12 protein-coding genes are annotated in these 17,539 nt (G+C 59.4%); 9 read left to right on the forward strand and 3 right to left on the reverse strand.

Annotation, left to right across the window (positions count from 1 at the left end; all coding sequences use genetic code 11):
- Positions 1-363: 363 nt before the first annotated feature.
- From HQL98_12705 to zapE, 3 genes are all read right to left on the reverse strand, one after another.
- The gene (locus HQL98_12705; GenBank protein MBF0272908.1) at positions 364-996 is read right to left on the reverse strand and encodes a DUF3592 domain-containing protein; all 633 of its coding nucleotides are present in this window, start codon (positions 994-996) and stop codon (positions 364-366) included.
- A 65-nt stretch (positions 997-1,061) separates the two neighbouring features.
- A complete protein-coding gene (gltA, locus tag HQL98_12710; protein MBF0272909.1) occupies positions 1,062-2,357 on the reverse strand; it encodes a citrate (Si)-synthase in 1,296 nt (431 codons plus the stop codon).
- 88 nt (positions 2,358-2,445) lie between these two features.
- Positions 2,446-3,582, reverse strand: coding sequence for a cell division protein ZapE (gene zapE, locus HQL98_12715; GenBank protein MBF0272910.1), 1,137 nt, complete (start codon positions 3,580-3,582; stop codon positions 2,446-2,448).
- A 498-nt stretch (positions 3,583-4,080) separates the two neighbouring features.
- On the opposite strand from zapE, the gene HQL98_12720 reads away from it, so the two are divergent.
- The 9 genes from HQL98_12720 to HQL98_12760 all read left to right on the forward strand — a co-directional run bounded on the left by HQL98_12720 (position 4,081) and on the right by HQL98_12760 (position 17,503).
- Positions 4,081-5,892 (forward strand): FAD-dependent oxidoreductase, encoded by a 1,812-nt coding sequence (locus tag HQL98_12720; GenBank protein ID MBF0272911.1) that lies wholly within the window; start codon positions 4,081-4,083, stop codon positions 5,890-5,892.
- Positions 5,893-5,896: 4 nt separating this feature from the next.
- Positions 5,897-6,958: an FAD-dependent oxidoreductase gene (locus HQL98_12725; GenBank protein MBF0272912.1), complete on the forward strand. Its 1,062-nt coding sequence runs from the start codon at positions 5,897-5,899 to the stop codon at positions 6,956-6,958.
- A 49-nt stretch (positions 6,959-7,007) separates the two neighbouring features.
- Positions 7,008-8,789: a 2-oxoacid:acceptor oxidoreductase subunit alpha gene (locus HQL98_12730; GenBank protein ID MBF0272913.1), complete on the forward strand. Its 1,782-nt coding sequence runs from the start codon at positions 7,008-7,010 to the stop codon at positions 8,787-8,789.
- A 42-nt stretch (positions 8,790-8,831) separates the two neighbouring features.
- Positions 8,832-9,698: a 2-oxoacid:ferredoxin oxidoreductase subunit beta gene (locus HQL98_12735; protein ID MBF0272914.1), complete on the forward strand. Its 867-nt coding sequence runs from the start codon at positions 8,832-8,834 to the stop codon at positions 9,696-9,698.
- Positions 9,699-9,785: 87 nt separating this feature from the next.
- Positions 9,786-11,477 (forward strand): FAD-binding protein, encoded by a 1,692-nt coding sequence (locus HQL98_12740; GenBank protein ID MBF0272915.1) that lies wholly within the window; start codon positions 9,786-9,788, stop codon positions 11,475-11,477.
- 36 nt (positions 11,478-11,513) lie between these two features.
- Positions 11,514-12,497: a 4Fe-4S dicluster domain-containing protein gene (locus HQL98_12745; GenBank protein ID MBF0272916.1), complete on the forward strand. Its 984-nt coding sequence runs from the start codon at positions 11,514-11,516 to the stop codon at positions 12,495-12,497.
- A 37-nt stretch (positions 12,498-12,534) separates the two neighbouring features.
- A complete protein-coding gene (locus HQL98_12750) occupies positions 12,535-13,425 on the forward strand; it encodes a CoB--CoM heterodisulfide reductase iron-sulfur subunit B family protein (GenBank protein ID MBF0272917.1) in 891 nt (296 codons plus the stop codon).
- Positions 13,426-13,505: 80 nt separating this feature from the next.
- A complete protein-coding gene (locus HQL98_12755; protein ID MBF0272918.1) occupies positions 13,506-15,629 on the forward strand; it encodes an acetate--CoA ligase family protein in 2,124 nt (707 codons plus the stop codon).
- Complete coding sequence (locus tag HQL98_12760) at positions 15,626-17,503, forward strand: GNAT family N-acetyltransferase (protein MBF0272919.1); 1,878 nt, start codon at positions 15,626-15,628, stop codon at positions 17,501-17,503. Before HQL98_12755 ends, HQL98_12760 begins: the two co-directional genes overlap by 4 nt.
- The last annotated feature ends 36 nt before the right edge of the window (positions 17,504-17,539 follow it).

A 17,539-nucleotide genomic window follows, 5' to 3' on the forward strand; every position in this document is an offset into this window, starting at 1 on the left:
CCATCAGGGAGCGCAACAGTCACTTCCCTTAATCAAGATTCCAAAAAAATTTCATGTTATTTCAAGGCAAGGTCGCAATCAGCGGCGCAGGCGACAAGGGAGTTCAGACGGAATTAATACATATTCTAAATGTAAAATACGGAAATAATGCAAAATTGGCAAACCATTCAGCATCCCCCCCTGGGATCGTCCGAACGGGTCATGAAGAAGACGGATGTGTCAACCACACCTGGAAGATGAAAAGCAGACAGGCGCTGTCGATCGACAGGCCCGGATCCCACGTACCGGCTCATTTCCACGGACTCCCCCTTTCCACGGAAAAAACATCATGAAAGCTGTAACCTACTCAAGACTCCATCAATGTCACGATCTCGACTGGATAGGCCCCTCTTCTTGCAGGCCCAGAAAATAATGCACGGCCAGACAGAGCATGCCCATTACCATAAAAATCAAACTGCCCCCAGCCGAGGGAGTCGTCTCCAGCACCGACTCATCCGGTTGGTCCGGATTGAAAGCGACCAGCACCTGTTTGCCCTCCGGATAGCGTTGCACCACCCGTTGGGCGAAATCCCGAAACAAAAACAGTTGATCACCGAGACCAAATTCGACACGATCGCTACGATAATTTTTCTTGTCAAAGGTGTAGCCGTACTCCACACGTGTCACATAAAAAAAACGCTCAAAACGCCCCGACAGCTTGCTTTTATCGACAACCAAGGCAGACTGGACGATGGTACCCTCGACGATCGGCCAGGATTTGCTCTCCAGGGAGCGATGCCAGGGATAATAACCACTGGTGATCAGAAAGCCCCCCATGACCAACAACAAAAAACGCAACAACATGATGATCCTGTTTTCCCGAACGGGTGGTGGAGCGAGGGGAGTGCGCTTTTGAAAGGAGTGTCCGGGAGGTGCTCCCGAAGGTCCATCATGGTCGTCGCCCATGAGAACCAGGGAGCGCCAGTCAACCAGATCGGTTCCACGAAATTGCTGCATGATCATGGGATGACTCCTTGGAAAAAAACGGCACGATCCACCACCCGTCCGGGATCCCGGCTAGGTCACGACGCTTTGTAGTCACTCCCGACATCGCGACGCTTGTGACCCGTATACAACTGTCTGGGACGACCGATGCCTTCGTCCGTACCGATCATTTCGTTCCACTGAGCGATCCAGCCCACGCAACGGGAGACCGCAAAAATCACGGTGAACATGTTGGTGGGAATGCCCATGGCGGAAAGAATCACACCCGAATAAAAGTCCACATTGGGATAAAGCTTCTTGCGGACAAAATACTCGTCTTCCAGGGCGATCTTTTCCAGTTCCAACGCGACATGGAACAACGGATCATCCCCATGACCCAATTCTTCGAGCACTTCCCTGGCCGTCTTGCGCAAGATGATCGCGCGGGGATCGTAATGCTTGTAAACCCGATGACCGAATCCCATCAACCGGAAGGGGTCATTGGGATCCTTGGCCCGTTTGATGAACTCGGGGATGCGCTCCACGCTGCCGATTTCGTTCAACATCTTCAGGACCGCCTCGTTGGCGCCACCGTGGGCCGGACCCCAAAGAGAACCGACACCCGCCGAAATCGCGGCAAAGGGATTGGCCTGGGAAGAACCGGCCAGTCTCACGGTGGAAGTGGAGGCGTTCTGCTCATGATCGGCGTGCAGGATCATGATCTGTTCCATGGCGCGGGCCAGGGTCGGGGAGACCTTGTATTCACCGCAGGGTGTGGCCAACATCATGTGCAGGAAGTTTTCGGCGTAACCCAGATCGTTGCGGGGATAGATGAATGGCTGCCCCATATAATACTTATAAGCCGCCGCCGCGATGGTCGGCATCTTGGCGATGATCCGGAAGGCCGAAACCAGACGATGACGGGGATTACGGATGTCCAGGGAGTCATGATAGAAGGCGGACAGGGCACCCACCACACCCACCACGATGGCCATGGGATGGGCGTCACGACGGAAACCACGATACATTTGCAGCAATTGTTCATGCATCATGGTATGGTTGAGAACAATCTTCCGGAATTCGGTACTTTCCTGGAGGGTAGGCAATTCGCCGTTGAGCAGCAGGTAACACACCTCCAGATGATCACATTTTTCCACCAACTGCTCCACCGGATAACCCCGATAAAGCAGAATGCCCTCTTCACCATCAATGAACGTAATCCGACTGCTGCATGACGCCGTGGAACGGAAACCGGGATCCAAGGTAAACAGACCCAATTCCTGGTACAAGCGGGAGATATCGAAGACATCCGGTCCCTCGGTGCCGTGCAGGATGGGAAATTCGGCTTCGCGATTGGTACGATTGTCACGAATGGTGATGGTATTTCTGGACATCAAGTCTCTCCTTCGTGGTGCCTTGGCGATCAAAATGGATGGAAGTTGGGCTTGATCCGGTTCCTTCATGAACCGGGAAAAAAAGAAATCATTCCGGACACTCTCCCAGACGGCTCAGTTCATGCACCCGGGAGACCAGACGCCTCCAGGCAAACGACGCCGGACCATCCGGACAGGCTTCATCAAGGGCCACGTGACCATGGACCCGGATCGGGATGCGGTGTTCATAGAGCAGATCCACCAGCACCACAAAACGCATGGCGGCATCGGCATCATCGGCGGTGAGTCCCGGCAGACCGGAGATGATGACCGCTTTCGCCTGGGAACAGAGATTCATGTATTCGGCCCGCCCCAGCATGGCGTTGCACAACGCCTCGAAGCCGAACCAGAACACGCCGTTTTCCAACCCCCGGACCGGCACCGTGGTGTGACGCAGCACAATGGACGACGGATGCGGCGCGGTACCGGTCATCTGGGCAAAACACGCCTCGGCGGAATGGGTCATGCCCTGACCCGCCTTTCCCGGAACCCGACGTCTCCAATCCACGCCATGAGCCAGTTCGCACACCTGGATGCGACTTTTCAGCCGTTCGATAAAGGGCAGCACGCTGGCACGATTGAAGCCATCCTGAAACAGATGATCCGGCGCCCAGTTGCTGGTGGCGCACAAGGTGACTCCACAATGGTGCAGAGCGGAAAGCAGACGCCCCAACAGCACCCCATCGGCGATGGTGGTGATATAAAACTCGTCGAAACACAACAGACGGGCCTCAGCCGAGATCAGGCTGGCCACGTACAGCACCAGATCGACGCGGCCCGGAGGCTTGGCCTGATGCAACCGATGGTGCAACTCTTCCATGAAAGGATGGAAATGGACCCGACGTTTTTCCGTGATCGGCACGCTGTCGAAGAGCCATTGCATCAACAAGGATTTGCCCCGTCCTACATCTCCGTGCAGATAGACCCCGCGTATATCCGGCAAATCCCCATCCACGCCGCGCCACACCTCCACGCCGCGCCAAACGACCCGCCGCACCGGCAACGCCACGGCCTGGGCCACCTGATCCATCAAAGGCAGGACCGCTTCTTGTACGGAATCCCTTTGAATCGATCCGCTTGCCAGCGCACGCTGCCAATGACGACTCGGCATGTCGCAGCCATTCCCGGCATCCAGATCGGTCGGTTTCTCTTCCCACGAAGACAACGCACGGGAAAATCCGGACATGTTGGCCACCCCCAGAGTTGACAATCCACACCGACAATCAAAAGATCGATCAAAAAAGGTCATTGACGGGAATCGGTACCCTTGTCGTGCAGGGTCACGGGAATTACAGCAACCCATCAAGCATCAGACACTGCTAATATCAAAAGAATCGAATATTAGAACAATCTGATAAATACTTTCTCAGAATCAGGATGCAATCGATGCTGGACTTCACCCAATCGCGGAGAGATGATACACGAAAGCCGTGGCGATCAGAAGCAGTTTATTGCGACGCAGCAATTTTTTTTCCCACTATCTCCGATACGGTTGGCATGATGATGACGCGCTCCATTATCGGAAATGAACCACCGGAACTCGCTGTGTTATAGAGTGAAAAAATTTTTGCGGTGCATCATAGTTCCTCTTGACTTTGTTCTCGCACCACTGCTAGGCTCAACACCCATCCAGACTTGATTGGATGCAAGATATCCCGTCCCTATTGTTCGTTGGATGGTGTCCATGCGCGGCGATCACGTAAGCAATGAAAAGACCGATCCTTCCCCAGATGAAAATGGGCAAGGAACCATTCACTATTCTGACGATCCACGGGATGCAGGTTGGGTCCGTCAGAACATTCCCTGTCAAACCGCGTGTCCGGCGGGCACCAATGTTCCGGCTTACATCCGGGCCATCGCGGACGGTCGGCACGGCGAGGCCTACGAGATCAACCGGGAGGCCAATGTACTACCCGGCGTCCTCGGACGGATCTGTTCGCGTCCTTGCGAGTCAGCCTGTCGCCATGGTTGGGCGGGCAACGGCGATCCGGTCGGAATCTGCAATCTCAAGCGTTCCGCCGCCGACATGAAGGATGCGCGTCATCGCATCACCGAACGGCTCTACGCCCCGACCGGCAAACGGGTCGCGGTGGTGGGTGCCGGTCCCGCCGGTGTGGCGGCGGCCTACGATCTCTCCCTGCTCGGCCACGATGTGGTGATCTTCGAGCGGGAAGAAAAACCGGGTGGCATGCTGCGCTATGGCATTCCGGAATTTCGTCTGCCCCGTCCACTGCTGGAAATCGAACTGCACAACGCCTTGCGCCTCGGGGTGCAACTGCGCACCGGGGTGACGGTGGGCGCGGGCAAAGGAGCGACACGGGTTTCGACCCTGCTGTCGGACTTCGACGCCGTGCTGCTGGCCACCGGATGCATGGCACCGGTCCATCTGCCGCTGCGGGGTCTGCCGGATGGCACCGACCTCTCCCAGCACTGCCAGGACGTGGAATACGGTCTGGGCTTTCTGGTGGATCTGCATCGGGGTCAAAACAAACGGGTGGGACGGCGGGTAGCCGTGGTCGGGGCCGGATTCACCGCCCTGGACTGCGCCCGGGTGGCCAAACGCCTCGGGGGGCAGGAGGTGACCATCCACCTGCGCACCAGTGAAGAATACATCCCGGTCACCAGCGAAGAACTGTTCGAGACCAAACGGGAAGGAATCCGCATCAAGGGTCTGCGCACGCCGGTGGCGTTGCGTACCGATGAAAACGGCCGACTGATCGGTGTGGAATTCGTTCAGAACCGTCTGGGTGGCTGGCGCGACAACGGTCGTCGTCTGGCCGCTCCCATCGAAGGATCCGAGTTCGTCGAAGACTGCGATACCCTGATCATCGCCATCGGTCAACGCACCGTGAACGATTTTCTGGACATGCGCGTGGAAGTGGGCCGCTCCGGCAATGTGCGGATCGCGGAAAACGGCATGACTTCGGTCCATGGACTGTTCGCCGCCGGGGATTATGTCCGGGGAGCGTCCACCGCCATCGAAGCCATTGGTCACGCCCGCCAGATGGCCGACAAGATCGACACTTGGCTGGTAGGACGGAAACGGCGTCGGGTGGTCAGCATGGAACCGGTCGCCGCACCCTTGAGACAGCCGGCCCATGATTTCATTCCCCGGCAGCACATGCCGACCATCCCCCTGCCCGAACGTCAACAACTGAACCGGGAAGTGGAGTGCGGCTACAACCAGAATCTGGCCTCCGAGGAGGCCAAACGGTGTTATCTGTGTGATCTGCGCTATCAGATCAATGTGGATCGCTGCATCTATTGCCGGGCCTGCATCGAAGTGGCGCCCCGCAACTGCATCAAACTGGTCCACAATGTGGAAATCCGCGAAGATGGCACCCATGGCCAACTCCAGGAAACCAAGGAGTGGCAAAAAGTGGCCGCCATCTGGATCGACAACAATGAATGCATCCGGTGCGGTGCCTGCTTCAAGGTCTGCCCCGTGGCCTGCATCTCCATAACCCGCAACCATTTCGTCACCGTGGATGGATGATGCCATGAACGCTTCCGCCTCCTTAGCAACGGCACCCCGCCGCTATGTGATCATCGGCAATGGCGTGGCCGGGAATCAGGCCGCCGAACTGCTCCGGGAACGGGACCCGGAGTGCCAGGTGACCATCATCACCAACAGTCGGTTGCTCTTTTACAACCGGTATCTGCTGCCCCAACTGTTCAAGGGCCACCAGAGTTGGCATGCCTTTCTGGCCAATCCGCCGGAATACTATGTCAAAAACCGCATCAAGGTGCTGCGGGACTGTCGTGTGGTCAGCGTGGACACCCGCAACAAACAGGTCAAACTGGCCCACAACGAGCCGGTCTCCTACGATGCCCTGCTGGTGGCCACCGGTGGACGGGGTCACCTGCCGGAAGAACTGGTGGAATGCCGCCATCTTTTCCACCACTTCGGCACCTACGAGGCGGCCCTGGCCACGCGCAAGGCCCTGCCCGAAAAGGGTACGGTGGTGATGCTCGGCGGTGACATGATCGGGCTGGATCTGGCCCGGACCCTGTTGTCCATCGAATGCCGGGTGATTCTCGTCACCCACGAATCCACCTTCTGGCCCCATCAGCTTTCCGCCAACGAGCGGAGCGATGCCCTGGCCACACTGGAAAAAATGGGCATCGAGCTGATCGATGGTGATGCCCGAGGCGGTGTCACCTCCGTCGAGGCGGGCGCGCCGGGACTGCCCAGCCGTCGGGTGATCTTCCGTCAAGGTGGCGATGTCTACGGTGATGTGGTGATGCCCTTTTATGGCCTGACTCCCTTGGTAGAGTTCATGGTGGGATCGGGTACGGATATCGAACGGGGCCTGCTGGTCAACACCGGTCTGCGCACCAGCGATCCCCATGTCTACGCCGCCGGAGACGTGTGCCAGATCTGGTCGGAACAAGACCACGCCTATCGTTTCTATTATGGTTACAAGAATGTCCGTGCCATGGGCGCGGTCGCCGCGATCAATATGACGGGGGGCCATGAACACTTTGCAACCACCCAGGAAGAGACGCTTGGCCGGGACGGCCAGGGCCACATCGACTCGCCCTTCTGGGCCTACGAGTGAGACCGCTTCCATGGACGCCCCCATCAACGCTCCCAGCGGGAGACCGGTCATGAACGCCACCGACATCCAAATCGCCATCTGCGGCTCTGCGGGCGACGGCACCATTGCCGCCGGCGACATTCTGCGCAATGCCGTAGCCGCAGCCGGCTACCGGGTGATCTGTTTTGATGTCTATCCTCCGGAGATCCGTGGTTTTGGCAAGTGTATCTCCCGGTTGCGCATCACCACGGAGCAATCCTACTCTCTCAAACGCCAATCCGATGTCCTGGTTTCCCTGGACGACAGCCATGCCATTCCCCACGCGGGAGAGGTACGGGACAATGGCGCGGTGATCTTTGAATCCCAATCCATCGCCCAGTGCGGCGAAGGGGAACACATGAGTGGTCATGTGTTGCCGGGACAGATCCCCTACGGCTTCCCCCTGCGCGAACTGGCTCAAAAGGCCACCGGCGGCGCCCGCTCCCGCAATTTGGTGGTGCTGGGTTACATCGCCGGTCTGCTGGGTCTGGCTCCGACCAGTTTTCAGCGCATCATCGAAAAGAAGTTCGCCAAGCAGGGTCCTGCCGTGGTGTCCCGCAATCAGGCGGGTTTCCAGGCGGGTTTCGACGCCGGCGCCGGCACCTTCAAGCTCGACGACGTGGCCTTCGGACCCTTTGAAAAACCGGCCTCCGCCGGCAAAGTGATCATGTTGAGCGGCAATGCCGCCGTGGTCCAAGGGTGTCTGGACGCGGAACTGGATACCTTCTTCGGTTATCCCATCACCCCGGCCACCACCATCATGGAACGGCTCGCCTCCGAACTGCCCAAGCGTGGTCGTCGTCTGTTGCAAACGGAATGCGAGATTTCAGCCATCGCCGCCACCATCGGCGCCGGATTCGCCGGATCCCGCACCGCCACCGCCACCTCGGGACCGGGTCTGGCCCTGATGGCCGAAATGCTGGGTCTGGCCACCATTACCGAAACCCCCTGCGTGGTATTCGTGTCGCAACGCGGTGGTCCGTCCACCGGCATGCCCACCAAAACCGAACAGTCGGACCTGAACGCCGCCCTTTACGGCTCCCCCGGGGATGCCCAACGCATCGTCATCGCCCCGACCAATGTCGAGGGGTGTTACCGCTGCGCCGGCAAAGCCTTTGAAATGGCGGAACGCTATCAAACCCCGGTGATCGTGCTGTTGGATCTGTATCTGTCCAACCGTTACGAAACCGTCACCTTGTCGGAATCCGGTTCTCCGTTCGTGCTGGACGCCAACAAGCCGTTGCGTCGTCTGGAACCGGGTGAGGCCTATCAACGCTACGCCCTCACCCCGGACGGGATCAGTCCCCGCGCCGTTCCCGGGGATGCCAACTGCATGCACGTGATCACCGGCCTGGAACACAACGAACTGGGCAGACCCAACGACAGCGCGGAAATGCACACGGCCATGAGCCGCAAGCGTCACGACAAGCTCCTCGGCGCCCTGGCACATCCGGATTTCACGGTGACCAAACGGTTCGGCGACACGGGCAAGGTCAAAGTCGGCATTCTGGCGTGGGGTTCCACCTTCGGCGAATGCCTGGAAGCCATGTTCATGGCTCAGGCCGAAGGAATCCGCTGCGCGGCCATGAAGGTGGTGATGCTCTCCCCCTTCCCGGAAAAGGCCATCTCTGCATTCATGGATGATTGCGACGCCGTGCTGGTTCCGGAGGTCAACTACGAAGGACAATTCGCCCAATTGGTGCAAGGTGTGCTCGCCCGACCCGTGGTTCGTTTGAGTCGGGTACCCAGCTCCCCCATGCCTGTGGAGTTGATCCTTGGAGAGATCCGGCGACTGTCTGGCGTCAACGCCTAGCCTCTCGCCCTTTAAGAACATTACGTGTCTGGAGATCTTGTCATGTCCATTCCCGCCATGCCGGTATTCGTTGATGTCAAGCTGCGCGAGGTGCAAGAGAGCGGACGGCTGGAGTATCGCTCCCGCTCTCTGCCCACCTGGTGTCCCGGATGCGGCTACTTCTCCATCGTGGAAGGGGTGACCCATGCCTGCAATGAAATGGGCATCTCTCGTGATCAATCCGTGGTGGTTTCGGGCATCGGTTGCGCCTCCCGGTTCCCGTTTTTCGTCAACCTCTATGGATTCCACACCCTGCACGGCCGGGTTCTGCCGGTGGCCACCGGCATCAAGACCGCCAACGACCGTCTGACCGTCATCGGCATCGGCGGCGACGGCGACGGCTTCGCCATCGGCGGGGGACACATCTCCCACGCGGCCAAGCGCAATGTGGATATCACCTATCTGCTGTTCGACAACGGCATCTATGGATTGACCAAGGGACAAACCTCGCCTCTTTCGGCGGTAGGTCTGCGCACCACCACCACCCCCTTTGAAAATCCCGAGCGCCCCTTGAACCCCCTGATGATGCTGCTTTCCTATGGAGCGAGCTGGGTGGGTCAGGCCTACGCGGGCCATCCGGACCACCTGCGGGAGATGATCACCCAGGCCGTCGCCCATCGAGGTTTCTCCTATCTCCACATCTTAAGCCCCTGCGTCACCTTTGACAAAACCAGCAAAACCTATGTCAATCTTGGACTCCAGGTGCGCAAACTGCCGGAAAATCACGATCCTTCCAACCTGATGGCCGCCATGCATCAGGCCCAGGATATGGATCATCCCGCATTGGGCCTGTATTATCAGCAATTCCGGCCCACCCTCGGGGATACGTTTGAACAGGTGAGCGCCAAGGCTGGCGGCCACAACACCTGATCAAAACCCGCCGCTTCGCGCCATGTCCCGTTCTGACGCGCAATGATTTAAGTATTTGATTTTCACCAACAGTGGAGAAAAATATTCATGAAAAGCCACGATCTGATTATCGTCGGTGCCGGGCTCTCCGGGATGCGTGCGGCCTTGGAAGGAGCCAAGGCGGGTCTTGATGTCGCGGTGGTGAGCAAAGTCCATCCCCTGCGCAGCCACTCCTGCGCCGCCCAGGGCGGCATCAACGCCGCCATCAATCCCAATGACAAATGGGAAGTTCACGCCTACGATACGGTCAAAGGATCGGATTTCATCGGTGACGAAGACGCCATCGATCTGATGTGCCGGGAAGCGCCGGGCATCATCCACGAAATGGACCGGATGGGCACCCCGTTTTCCCGCAACGACGACGGCGTCATCGCGCAACGTCCCTTTGGTGGTGCCAGCTTCGACCGCACCTGTTACGCCGCCGACCGCACCGGACAGGTGTTGCTGCACACCTTGTGGGAGCGTCTGGTCCATTCCGGCATTCATGTCTATGAAGAGTGCCACGTTTTCCGTCTGGTCCTGGCCTCCGACGGTCATGTGGCGGGACTGGTGGTGTACGACATCAAGACCGGTGAAATCTTCGGACTGCGGGGCAAGGGCATTCTGCTGGCCACCGGCGGTTATGGCCGGGTGTTTCTCTCTTCCACCAACGCCACCACCAATACCGGCGACGGCATGGCCTACGCCATGCGGGCCGGAGCGCCCTTGGCGGACCTGGAATTCGTCCAGTTCCACCCTACGGGCCTGAGAACTTCGGGCATTCTGATCACCGAAGGAGCCCGGGGCGAAGGCGGTTATCTGATCAATGCCGAAGGCGAACGGTTCATGGGTCGCTACGCGCCGAAAAAGTGGGAACTGGCCTCCCGAGACGTGGTTTCCCGGGCCGAACAGACCGAAATCCTCGAAGGACGCGGCACCAATGGGGCGATCTTCCTGGATCTGCGCCATCTGGGACGAGACAAGATCATCGACAAGCTGCCCCAGATCCGCCATCTGGCCCTGGACCTGGAAGGGGTGGATCCCATCGACGCCCCCATCCCGGTGCGTCCCACGGTCCACTACTCCATGGGCGGCATCCGCACCGACAAGTTCGGCGAGACTCCGGTCCCGGGTCTGTTCGCCGCGGGTGAGGCGGCCTGTGTTTCGGTTCACGGTGCCAACCGTCTGGGTGGCAACTCCCTGCTGGACACCATCGTCTTTGGCAAGATCACCGGTGAGCATGCCTGCAAATATGTGAAAAGCGCGCAATTGCGGGACTTCCCCACCAACGCCATCGCCGAAGAAAAAGATCGTATCCAGGAACTCAAAAGCCGTCCGAATCGGGGTCTGCGTCCCGCCATGCTCCATCACCAGATGGCCGAAGCCATGAACACCTATTGTGGTGTTTATCGGGAACCGGTCGGCATGACCACGCTGGCCGAGAAATTCCCCGGCTGGCGCCTGGATTACGAACGGATCCACCTGGATGACAAGTCCACCGTGTTCAACGTGGACCTGTTGCGTGCCGTGGAGTTGCGCAACCTGCTGGATCTGGGAGAAAGCATCGTCAAAGGCGCCCTGGCTCGTGAAGAGTCCCGGGGTGCCCACTTCCGCATCGACTTTCCCAACCGCGATGATGTCAATTGGCGCAAGCACACCCTCGCTTTCTGGGATGAAGGGGCCCAGGCGGTCCGGCTCGACCAGGAAGCGGTGCGCACGGTGGGCAATCCCGAATACGCCCCCATGGTGCGAACCTATTAATTTCATGCCATACGCGGGCATCCAAGGGAGACCATCATGACTTCACAGACCTATACCTTTCGCATCCAGCGCAACATGCCGGGCCAGGTGGGCACGGTGCAGTCCCACTGGCAGGAATACAAGGTGGAGGCGGAACCCAATACCACCATCCTGACCCTGTTGGAGACCATCAAGGGCGGCCAGGATGGCACCCTCACCTTTCGTCAATCCTGTCGTTCGGCCATTTGCGGCTCTTGCGCCATCAACATCGGCGGACGCACCCGTCTGGCCTGCAAAACCCATGTGGGCGCCGTGGCCAAAGACGGCGTGGTGGAAATTTCTCCCCAGAAGAATCAACCGGTTCTCCGGGATCTGGCCATCGATATCCGTCCGTTCTTCTCCCGCGTTCATGGCATCAAGCCCTATCTTCAGGATGGGCCGGAACGTGCCGGAAAAGTGACCAGCACTGCCTATGATCAGGTCAATCATGTCACCCAGTGCATCATGTGCGGTTGTTGTTATTCCGAATGCACCATGGCGGAAGTCAATCCGAAATTCATTGGTCCGGCGGCATTGGCCAAAGCATTCCGTTTTGTCTCCGATCCCCGGGAAGGACTCAAGACCGAACGGCTCCAGGATCTGGCCAGCCCCAACGGCATCTGGAGTTGCACCCGCTGCACCCTGTGCGTGGATGTCTGCCCCAAGGAGGTGGCCCCCATGGAGGCCATCGTCAAGCTGCGCACCCGGGGTCTGAACAAAGGCATCAACACGTCCGCCGGCGCCAAACATGCGCTGGCCTTCCACACGGATATCAAACAAACCGGGCAGCTCAACGAATTCACCCTGATGATGCGTACCTTGGGCATTGTCGGCTCCCTGATGGAGACCGGCATGGCGATCCATCTGGCCAAAAAAGGCAAAATCCCCTCTCCGTTCCCGCACAGCGTGACCGGAGTTGATGAACTGCGCCGCATGTACGAATCCCTGGAGCGCTCCCCCATCGACGTGGAAACCAAGGCCAAGGAAGCCGTGCCCGAATGAACACAAGCCGTCACATCCGTCCAATGAGGAGATTGTCATGACTTTGGAGTATGCCTACTATCCCGGTTGCGCGGCCAAACAGATTCAACGCGAGGCCGATTGGGCGGCCCGTGCGGTGTGTCAGGAGCTGGGCATCGGGTTGCTTGCCATGCCACGGGCTTCGTGCTGCGGTGCCGTCAGCCTGCGTGAGACCAAACCCGCGTTCGCCCTGGCGGTCGCGGCGCGCATCCTTTCCGAGGCCGAAGCCATGGGCAAGGATCTGGTCACGATTTGCAACACCTGCCTGCAAACCCTGACCCATGCCAACTATCGCCTGAGCAACGAGCCGGAACTGCTGGAAAAAATCAATGCCGTGCTCGCGGAATCCGGTGTACGTCCCTATGGTGGCACCATCAAGGTGCGTCACCTGCTGTGGGTGGTGACCGATCTGGTGGACAGCCGTACCCTGAAAGCCAAAATCACCCATCCTCTGAAAGGACTGCGTGTGGCCGCTTTTCTGGGTTGCCACTCCATCCGTCCCGAAGAGATCTTCAACCATGCATCCAACACCAACGAAGGCCCCCATCTGGAACGGCTGATCCAGCTCATGGGCGGTGTGGCGGTGGATTATGTGGGCAAGGATCGCTGCTGCGGTTTTCACGTCATGCTGTCGGACAAGCATGAAGTCCATACCATGGCGGCCAAAAACTGTCTCAGCGCCAAGGATGCCGGCGCCCAGGTGATGATCACCCCCTGCACCCTGTGCGACATGATCATGGGTTCGGTCCAACCCATCGCGGAAAAAACCGTGCAGCGCACCATCAATCTGCCGGAGATGAACTTTGCCCAGCTGCTGGGCCTGACCATGGGCATCTCCAAGGAGCGGCTCGGCATTTCCCGTCTGCATATCGATCCCGTGCCTGTGTTGTCTTCAATCGGTTTGGCATGAATCTTTCATAAGTCGTGGTCAAGGGCCAACGTTCCACCCGGTCCTTGACCACGATTGCCACCGATGGAGTATTCACCCCCGTGAGCTACAATCCAACCCACTTCACCCATCTGCTTTCCCCCCGTTCCATGGCCATCGTCGGCGCCTCGCGCCACGCGGAAAAACTGGGCCATACCATTCTGAGCAATGCCCTTTCCGGCGGATTTCCCGGTCCGATCCACATCGTCAATCCCCACGGAGGGGAACTGCTGGGTCGCCCGGTGACCACCTCTCTTTCCGCCTGCCCCCGGGGGGTGGAACTGGTAATTCTGGCGATTCCGGCGCTGGTCCTGGTGGAACAGGCCAGAATCGCCCTGGCACGGGGATGTCAGGCGCTGGTGGTGCTGTCGGACGGTTTTGGCGATCTGGACGCGGAAGGCGCCAAGCGGGAAGACACTCTGGCCAAGCTGTGCCGGGAACGGGATGTCCCGCTGTTGGGGCCCAACTCCCTGGGCTTGATCAATCGCCACCATGGTTTGAATGCCTCCTTGACCGTGGCCTATCCCCCGGTAGGCGGCATTGCCCTGCTGACCCAATCCGGCGCCATCGCCGCGGCCGCCATGGACTGGATGGCCGCCCACAATCTCGGGTTGTCCAAGATGATCAGTCCGGGCAACGAGGCCGGCGTGACCATGGCGCAATGCATGTCCCATCTGGCCCATGATCCCGACACCTCGGTGATCGCCTGCCATCTGGAACGGATCACGGACGGAGCCGGTTTCCTGCGGGCCGCCACCGAGGCTTCCCGGGGCAAACCCGTGGTGCTGCTGCTGGGAGGCAGCAGCGAATGGCGCAACCATGCCCCCCACGACCCGGAAGAAAGCCTGCCGGATGGCCCGGCGATCTTCGGCGCGGCTTGTGATCGCACCGGTATCATTCAGGCTCATGATTTCCAGGGATGGCTCGACGCCCTGATGGCCTTGAGTCTGGCCCCGGTTCCCCAGGGGGAACGGGTGGCCGTGATCACCAACGGGGTGGGACCGGGATTGCTGACCGCCGATCTGCTGGCGCGCCAAGGGTTTCACTCTGTCGGACTGGCGACGGCCCTGGCCGCTCCCCTCAAGCCCATGCTGCCCAATTGCGCCAATTTGCGCGGACCGTTGGATCTGTGTGGTGTGGCCCAGCCCCATCACTACCAAGCCACCTTGCAAGCCATCGAACAAGACGACCAGATTCACGCCACCATCGCGGCCATCACCCCCCAACCGCTGACCCGACCGGTGGCCATCGCCCAGGCCTTGCTGGCGGATGGTCCCCCGAAAAAAACCCTGCTCACGGTCATCATGGGGGGTGCCCGCGCCCGTCCCGGCCGGGAAGAGCTGGAAAACATGAATGCCCCCTGCTATCCCACCCCGGAACGGGCCGCGGCGGCCCTGGGAGCTTTGTATCAGTACGGCCAGTGGCGACGACGGGGACCACGCATTCTCGGACAGTTCACGGTCAACCGCAGCCGGGTACGCCGTTTGATCCAGCGTCATCACGTTCTGGGCACGGCGCGACTTTCGGATCTGGCGGCCAAGGAGATTCTGTTTCCCTACGGCATCGTCATCCCCGAAGGCGAAATCGCCACCACCCTCAACGAAACGCTGGAAATTGCCGAACGGCTGGGCTATCCAGTGGCGCTGCATTTGATTTCTCCGGAAATTCATCTGGCGGGCGGCATGGAGACCCGACATGTGGATCTGCCCGATCCCCGTGCCTTGCGGGATGGCTTTGACCTGCTCACCCTGCGTTTTGCCAGACAGGTGCCGGAAGGCCGCATGGAAGGGGTGTTCGTGGAAAAAACCATGGCCCATGGGCGTCCGGTCCGCATGGGCATGATACGCGATCCCCAATTCGGTCCTTTGCTCCACGTCGGCGGCACGGAACCCACCTCCCAGGAAGAGACGGTCTGTCAACTGGCCCCCGTCACCGCCGACGAGGCCATGGCCATGCTGCGGGCCGGATGCCGTCAACAAAAGATTCACAATCTCTGCGCCGAAATGAACGAAAATGAACTGCTCGGCGTGGGAGAGGTGCTGCAACGTATCAGTCAACTGGCCACCGACTTCCCGGAGATCCGCCGCATCGACATCAATCCCTTGATCATCCGCCGGGCCGGATTGCCTCCGGTGGCCACCGAATGCGCCTTGCATCTGAAACCCGAGGATTCATCCACGCCATGAACCATCCCGTGTCCACCCAGGATTCCCAATGGACCACGCACTACGCCAAGATGGTCACCAGCGCCACCGAGGCGGTACGCCGGATCAAACCAGGCCAACGGGTCTTTCTGGCCACCGGCGCCGGAATACCCCGGGCCTTGGTGCGCGCCATGATCCTGGAACAGTCCAGACTCGCCGACATCGAGATTGTCCTGGTGTTCGTGGCCGGTGAAGCCCCCTTCGCGGTCAAGGAGCTGGCCGACACCTTCACCCTGAACACCTTCTTTGTCGCCGACAATGTGCGGGGCATGGTGCAATCCGGACTGGCGGACTACACCCCGATTCTCATGTCGGACATTCCCCGGCTTTTTTCCAGCGGACAGATGCCCCTGGACGTAGCCATGATCCAGGTCACCCCCCCGGATATGGAAGGGGAGGTCAATCTGGGAATCGCCGTGGATGTGATCCGTTGTGCCACGGAAAACGCCGGACTGGTCATGGCCCAGGTCAATCCATCCATGCCCAGAACCTTGGGGGATTCCAACCTGTCGATTTGGGATCTGGATCTGCTGATCCCGGAAGAAGAACCCCTGCACGAACTCATTCTCCCTGCCCCGGACGAAACCATCGAACGTATTGGCCGTCACATCGCCGCATTGGTCCCGGATGGGGCCACCATCCAGATGGGACTTGGCCGGGTGGCCCAGTTGACGATCAAATATCTGACCGGGAAAAAGAATCTTTATATTCACACCGAAATGATCTCCGATACGGTCCTGGATCTGATCGCCGCCGGCGCCATCACTCCCCAGGACAAAACCACCGACGCCGGCCCGGTGGTCACCAGTTTCGCCATGGGCAGTCGCAAACTCTACGACGCGGTGCATGACTCACCCCTCTTTTCATTTCGCCGCACCGAATATGTCAACGATGTGCGCACCATCGCCCGGCAACAACGGATGGTGGCCATCAATGGCGCGCTTCAGGTGGATCTCACCGGTCAGGTGTGCGTGGACTCCCTGGGATCGCAATTTTATTCCGGCATGGGGGGAATTCTCGATTTCAACAGCGGCGCCTCCACGGCGGCGGAAGGACGTTCCATCATCGCGCTGCCCTCCACGGCCCGCAAAGGCAAACAGACCCGCATCGTCTCCCGTTTGACTCCAGGCGCCGGGGTGGCCTTGAACCGGGGTGTGGTTCACTACGTAGTGAGCGAATATGGCGTGGCCTATCTGTTCGGCAAGACCATTCAGGAGCGGGCCCTGGCCCTGATCGGCATCGCCCATCCGGACTACCGGTTGCGACTGCTCAAACGGGCGGTCAAACTGGGTTACGTGCGCCCGGAAATCGGCGACGTGGATGGCCAAACCCTGGTGGGTGGACGGGAACTGCGTACCTCGATGCTGTTGGACAATGGCCAGTTGATCACCTTCCGCTCCTCCCGTCCCACGGACTGGAAAGCGGTGAAGAAAATGCTCTATTCCCTGTCCGAAGGCACGGTCTATCGCCGCTTCATGAGCCATGTCAAACGGTTTCCCTTCAACCGTCTGAAAAATTTCACCTTCATCGACCAGCGCCGGGACGTGGTGGTGGTGGGAGTGATCGCCGACGGCCAGGATGAATGGGTGGTGGCCATTGGCGGCTACAATGTCGAGAACGGCGCCGCCAACCGGGCCGAAGCGGCCTTTTTGGTACGGGACGAATGGCAAGGACAGGGCATTGGCACCTTCATGATGCGCCATCTGGCCAACATGGCCCGCAATGTCGGTCTGGCCGGACTCACCGCCGAAACCCTCATGGACAACCGCCCCATGCAGGCCGTCCTGGAAAAGTGCGGATTCGCAATCCACACCCGCATCGATGGTCAAACGGTCCATTTCGACATCGACTTCTGATTTGCAAACGCTCACTCCCGTGAAAATGGATGGCGA

This window comes from Magnetococcales bacterium, assembly GCA_015231755.1.
Lineage (GTDB): Bacteria > Pseudomonadota > Magnetococcia > Magnetococcales > Magnetaquicoccaceae > Magnetaquiglobus.

What these genes read in the sequence shown, in the direction of transcription:
- HQL98_12705 (MBF0272908.1), bottom strand. Translation starts at nt 996, where the DNA reads ATGCAGCAATTTCGTGGAACCGATCTGGTTGACTGGCGCTCCCTGGTT.
- gltA (MBF0272909.1), bottom strand. Translation starts at nt 2,357, where the DNA reads ATGTCCAGAAATACCATCACCATTCGTGACAATCGTACCAATCGCGAA.
- zapE (MBF0272910.1), bottom strand. Translation starts at nt 3,582, where the DNA reads ATGTCCGGATTTTCCCGTGCGTTGTCTTCGTGGGAAGAGAAACCGACC.
- HQL98_12720 (MBF0272911.1), top strand. Translation starts at nt 4,081, where the DNA reads ATGCGCGGCGATCACGTAAGCAATGAAAAGACCGATCCTTCCCCAGAT.
- HQL98_12725 (MBF0272912.1), top strand. Translation starts at nt 5,897, where the DNA reads ATGAACGCTTCCGCCTCCTTAGCAACGGCACCCCGCCGCTATGTGATC.
- HQL98_12730 (MBF0272913.1), top strand. Translation starts at nt 7,008, where the DNA reads ATGAACGCCACCGACATCCAAATCGCCATCTGCGGCTCTGCGGGCGAC.
- HQL98_12735 (MBF0272914.1), top strand. Translation starts at nt 8,832, where the DNA reads ATGTCCATTCCCGCCATGCCGGTATTCGTTGATGTCAAGCTGCGCGAG.
- HQL98_12740 (MBF0272915.1), top strand. Translation starts at nt 9,786, where the DNA reads ATGAAAAGCCACGATCTGATTATCGTCGGTGCCGGGCTCTCCGGGATG.
- HQL98_12745 (MBF0272916.1), top strand. Translation starts at nt 11,514, where the DNA reads ATGACTTCACAGACCTATACCTTTCGCATCCAGCGCAACATGCCGGGC.
- HQL98_12750 (MBF0272917.1), top strand. Translation starts at nt 12,535, where the DNA reads ATGACTTTGGAGTATGCCTACTATCCCGGTTGCGCGGCCAAACAGATT.
- HQL98_12760 (MBF0272919.1), top strand. Translation starts at nt 15,626, where the DNA reads ATGAACCATCCCGTGTCCACCCAGGATTCCCAATGGACCACGCACTAC.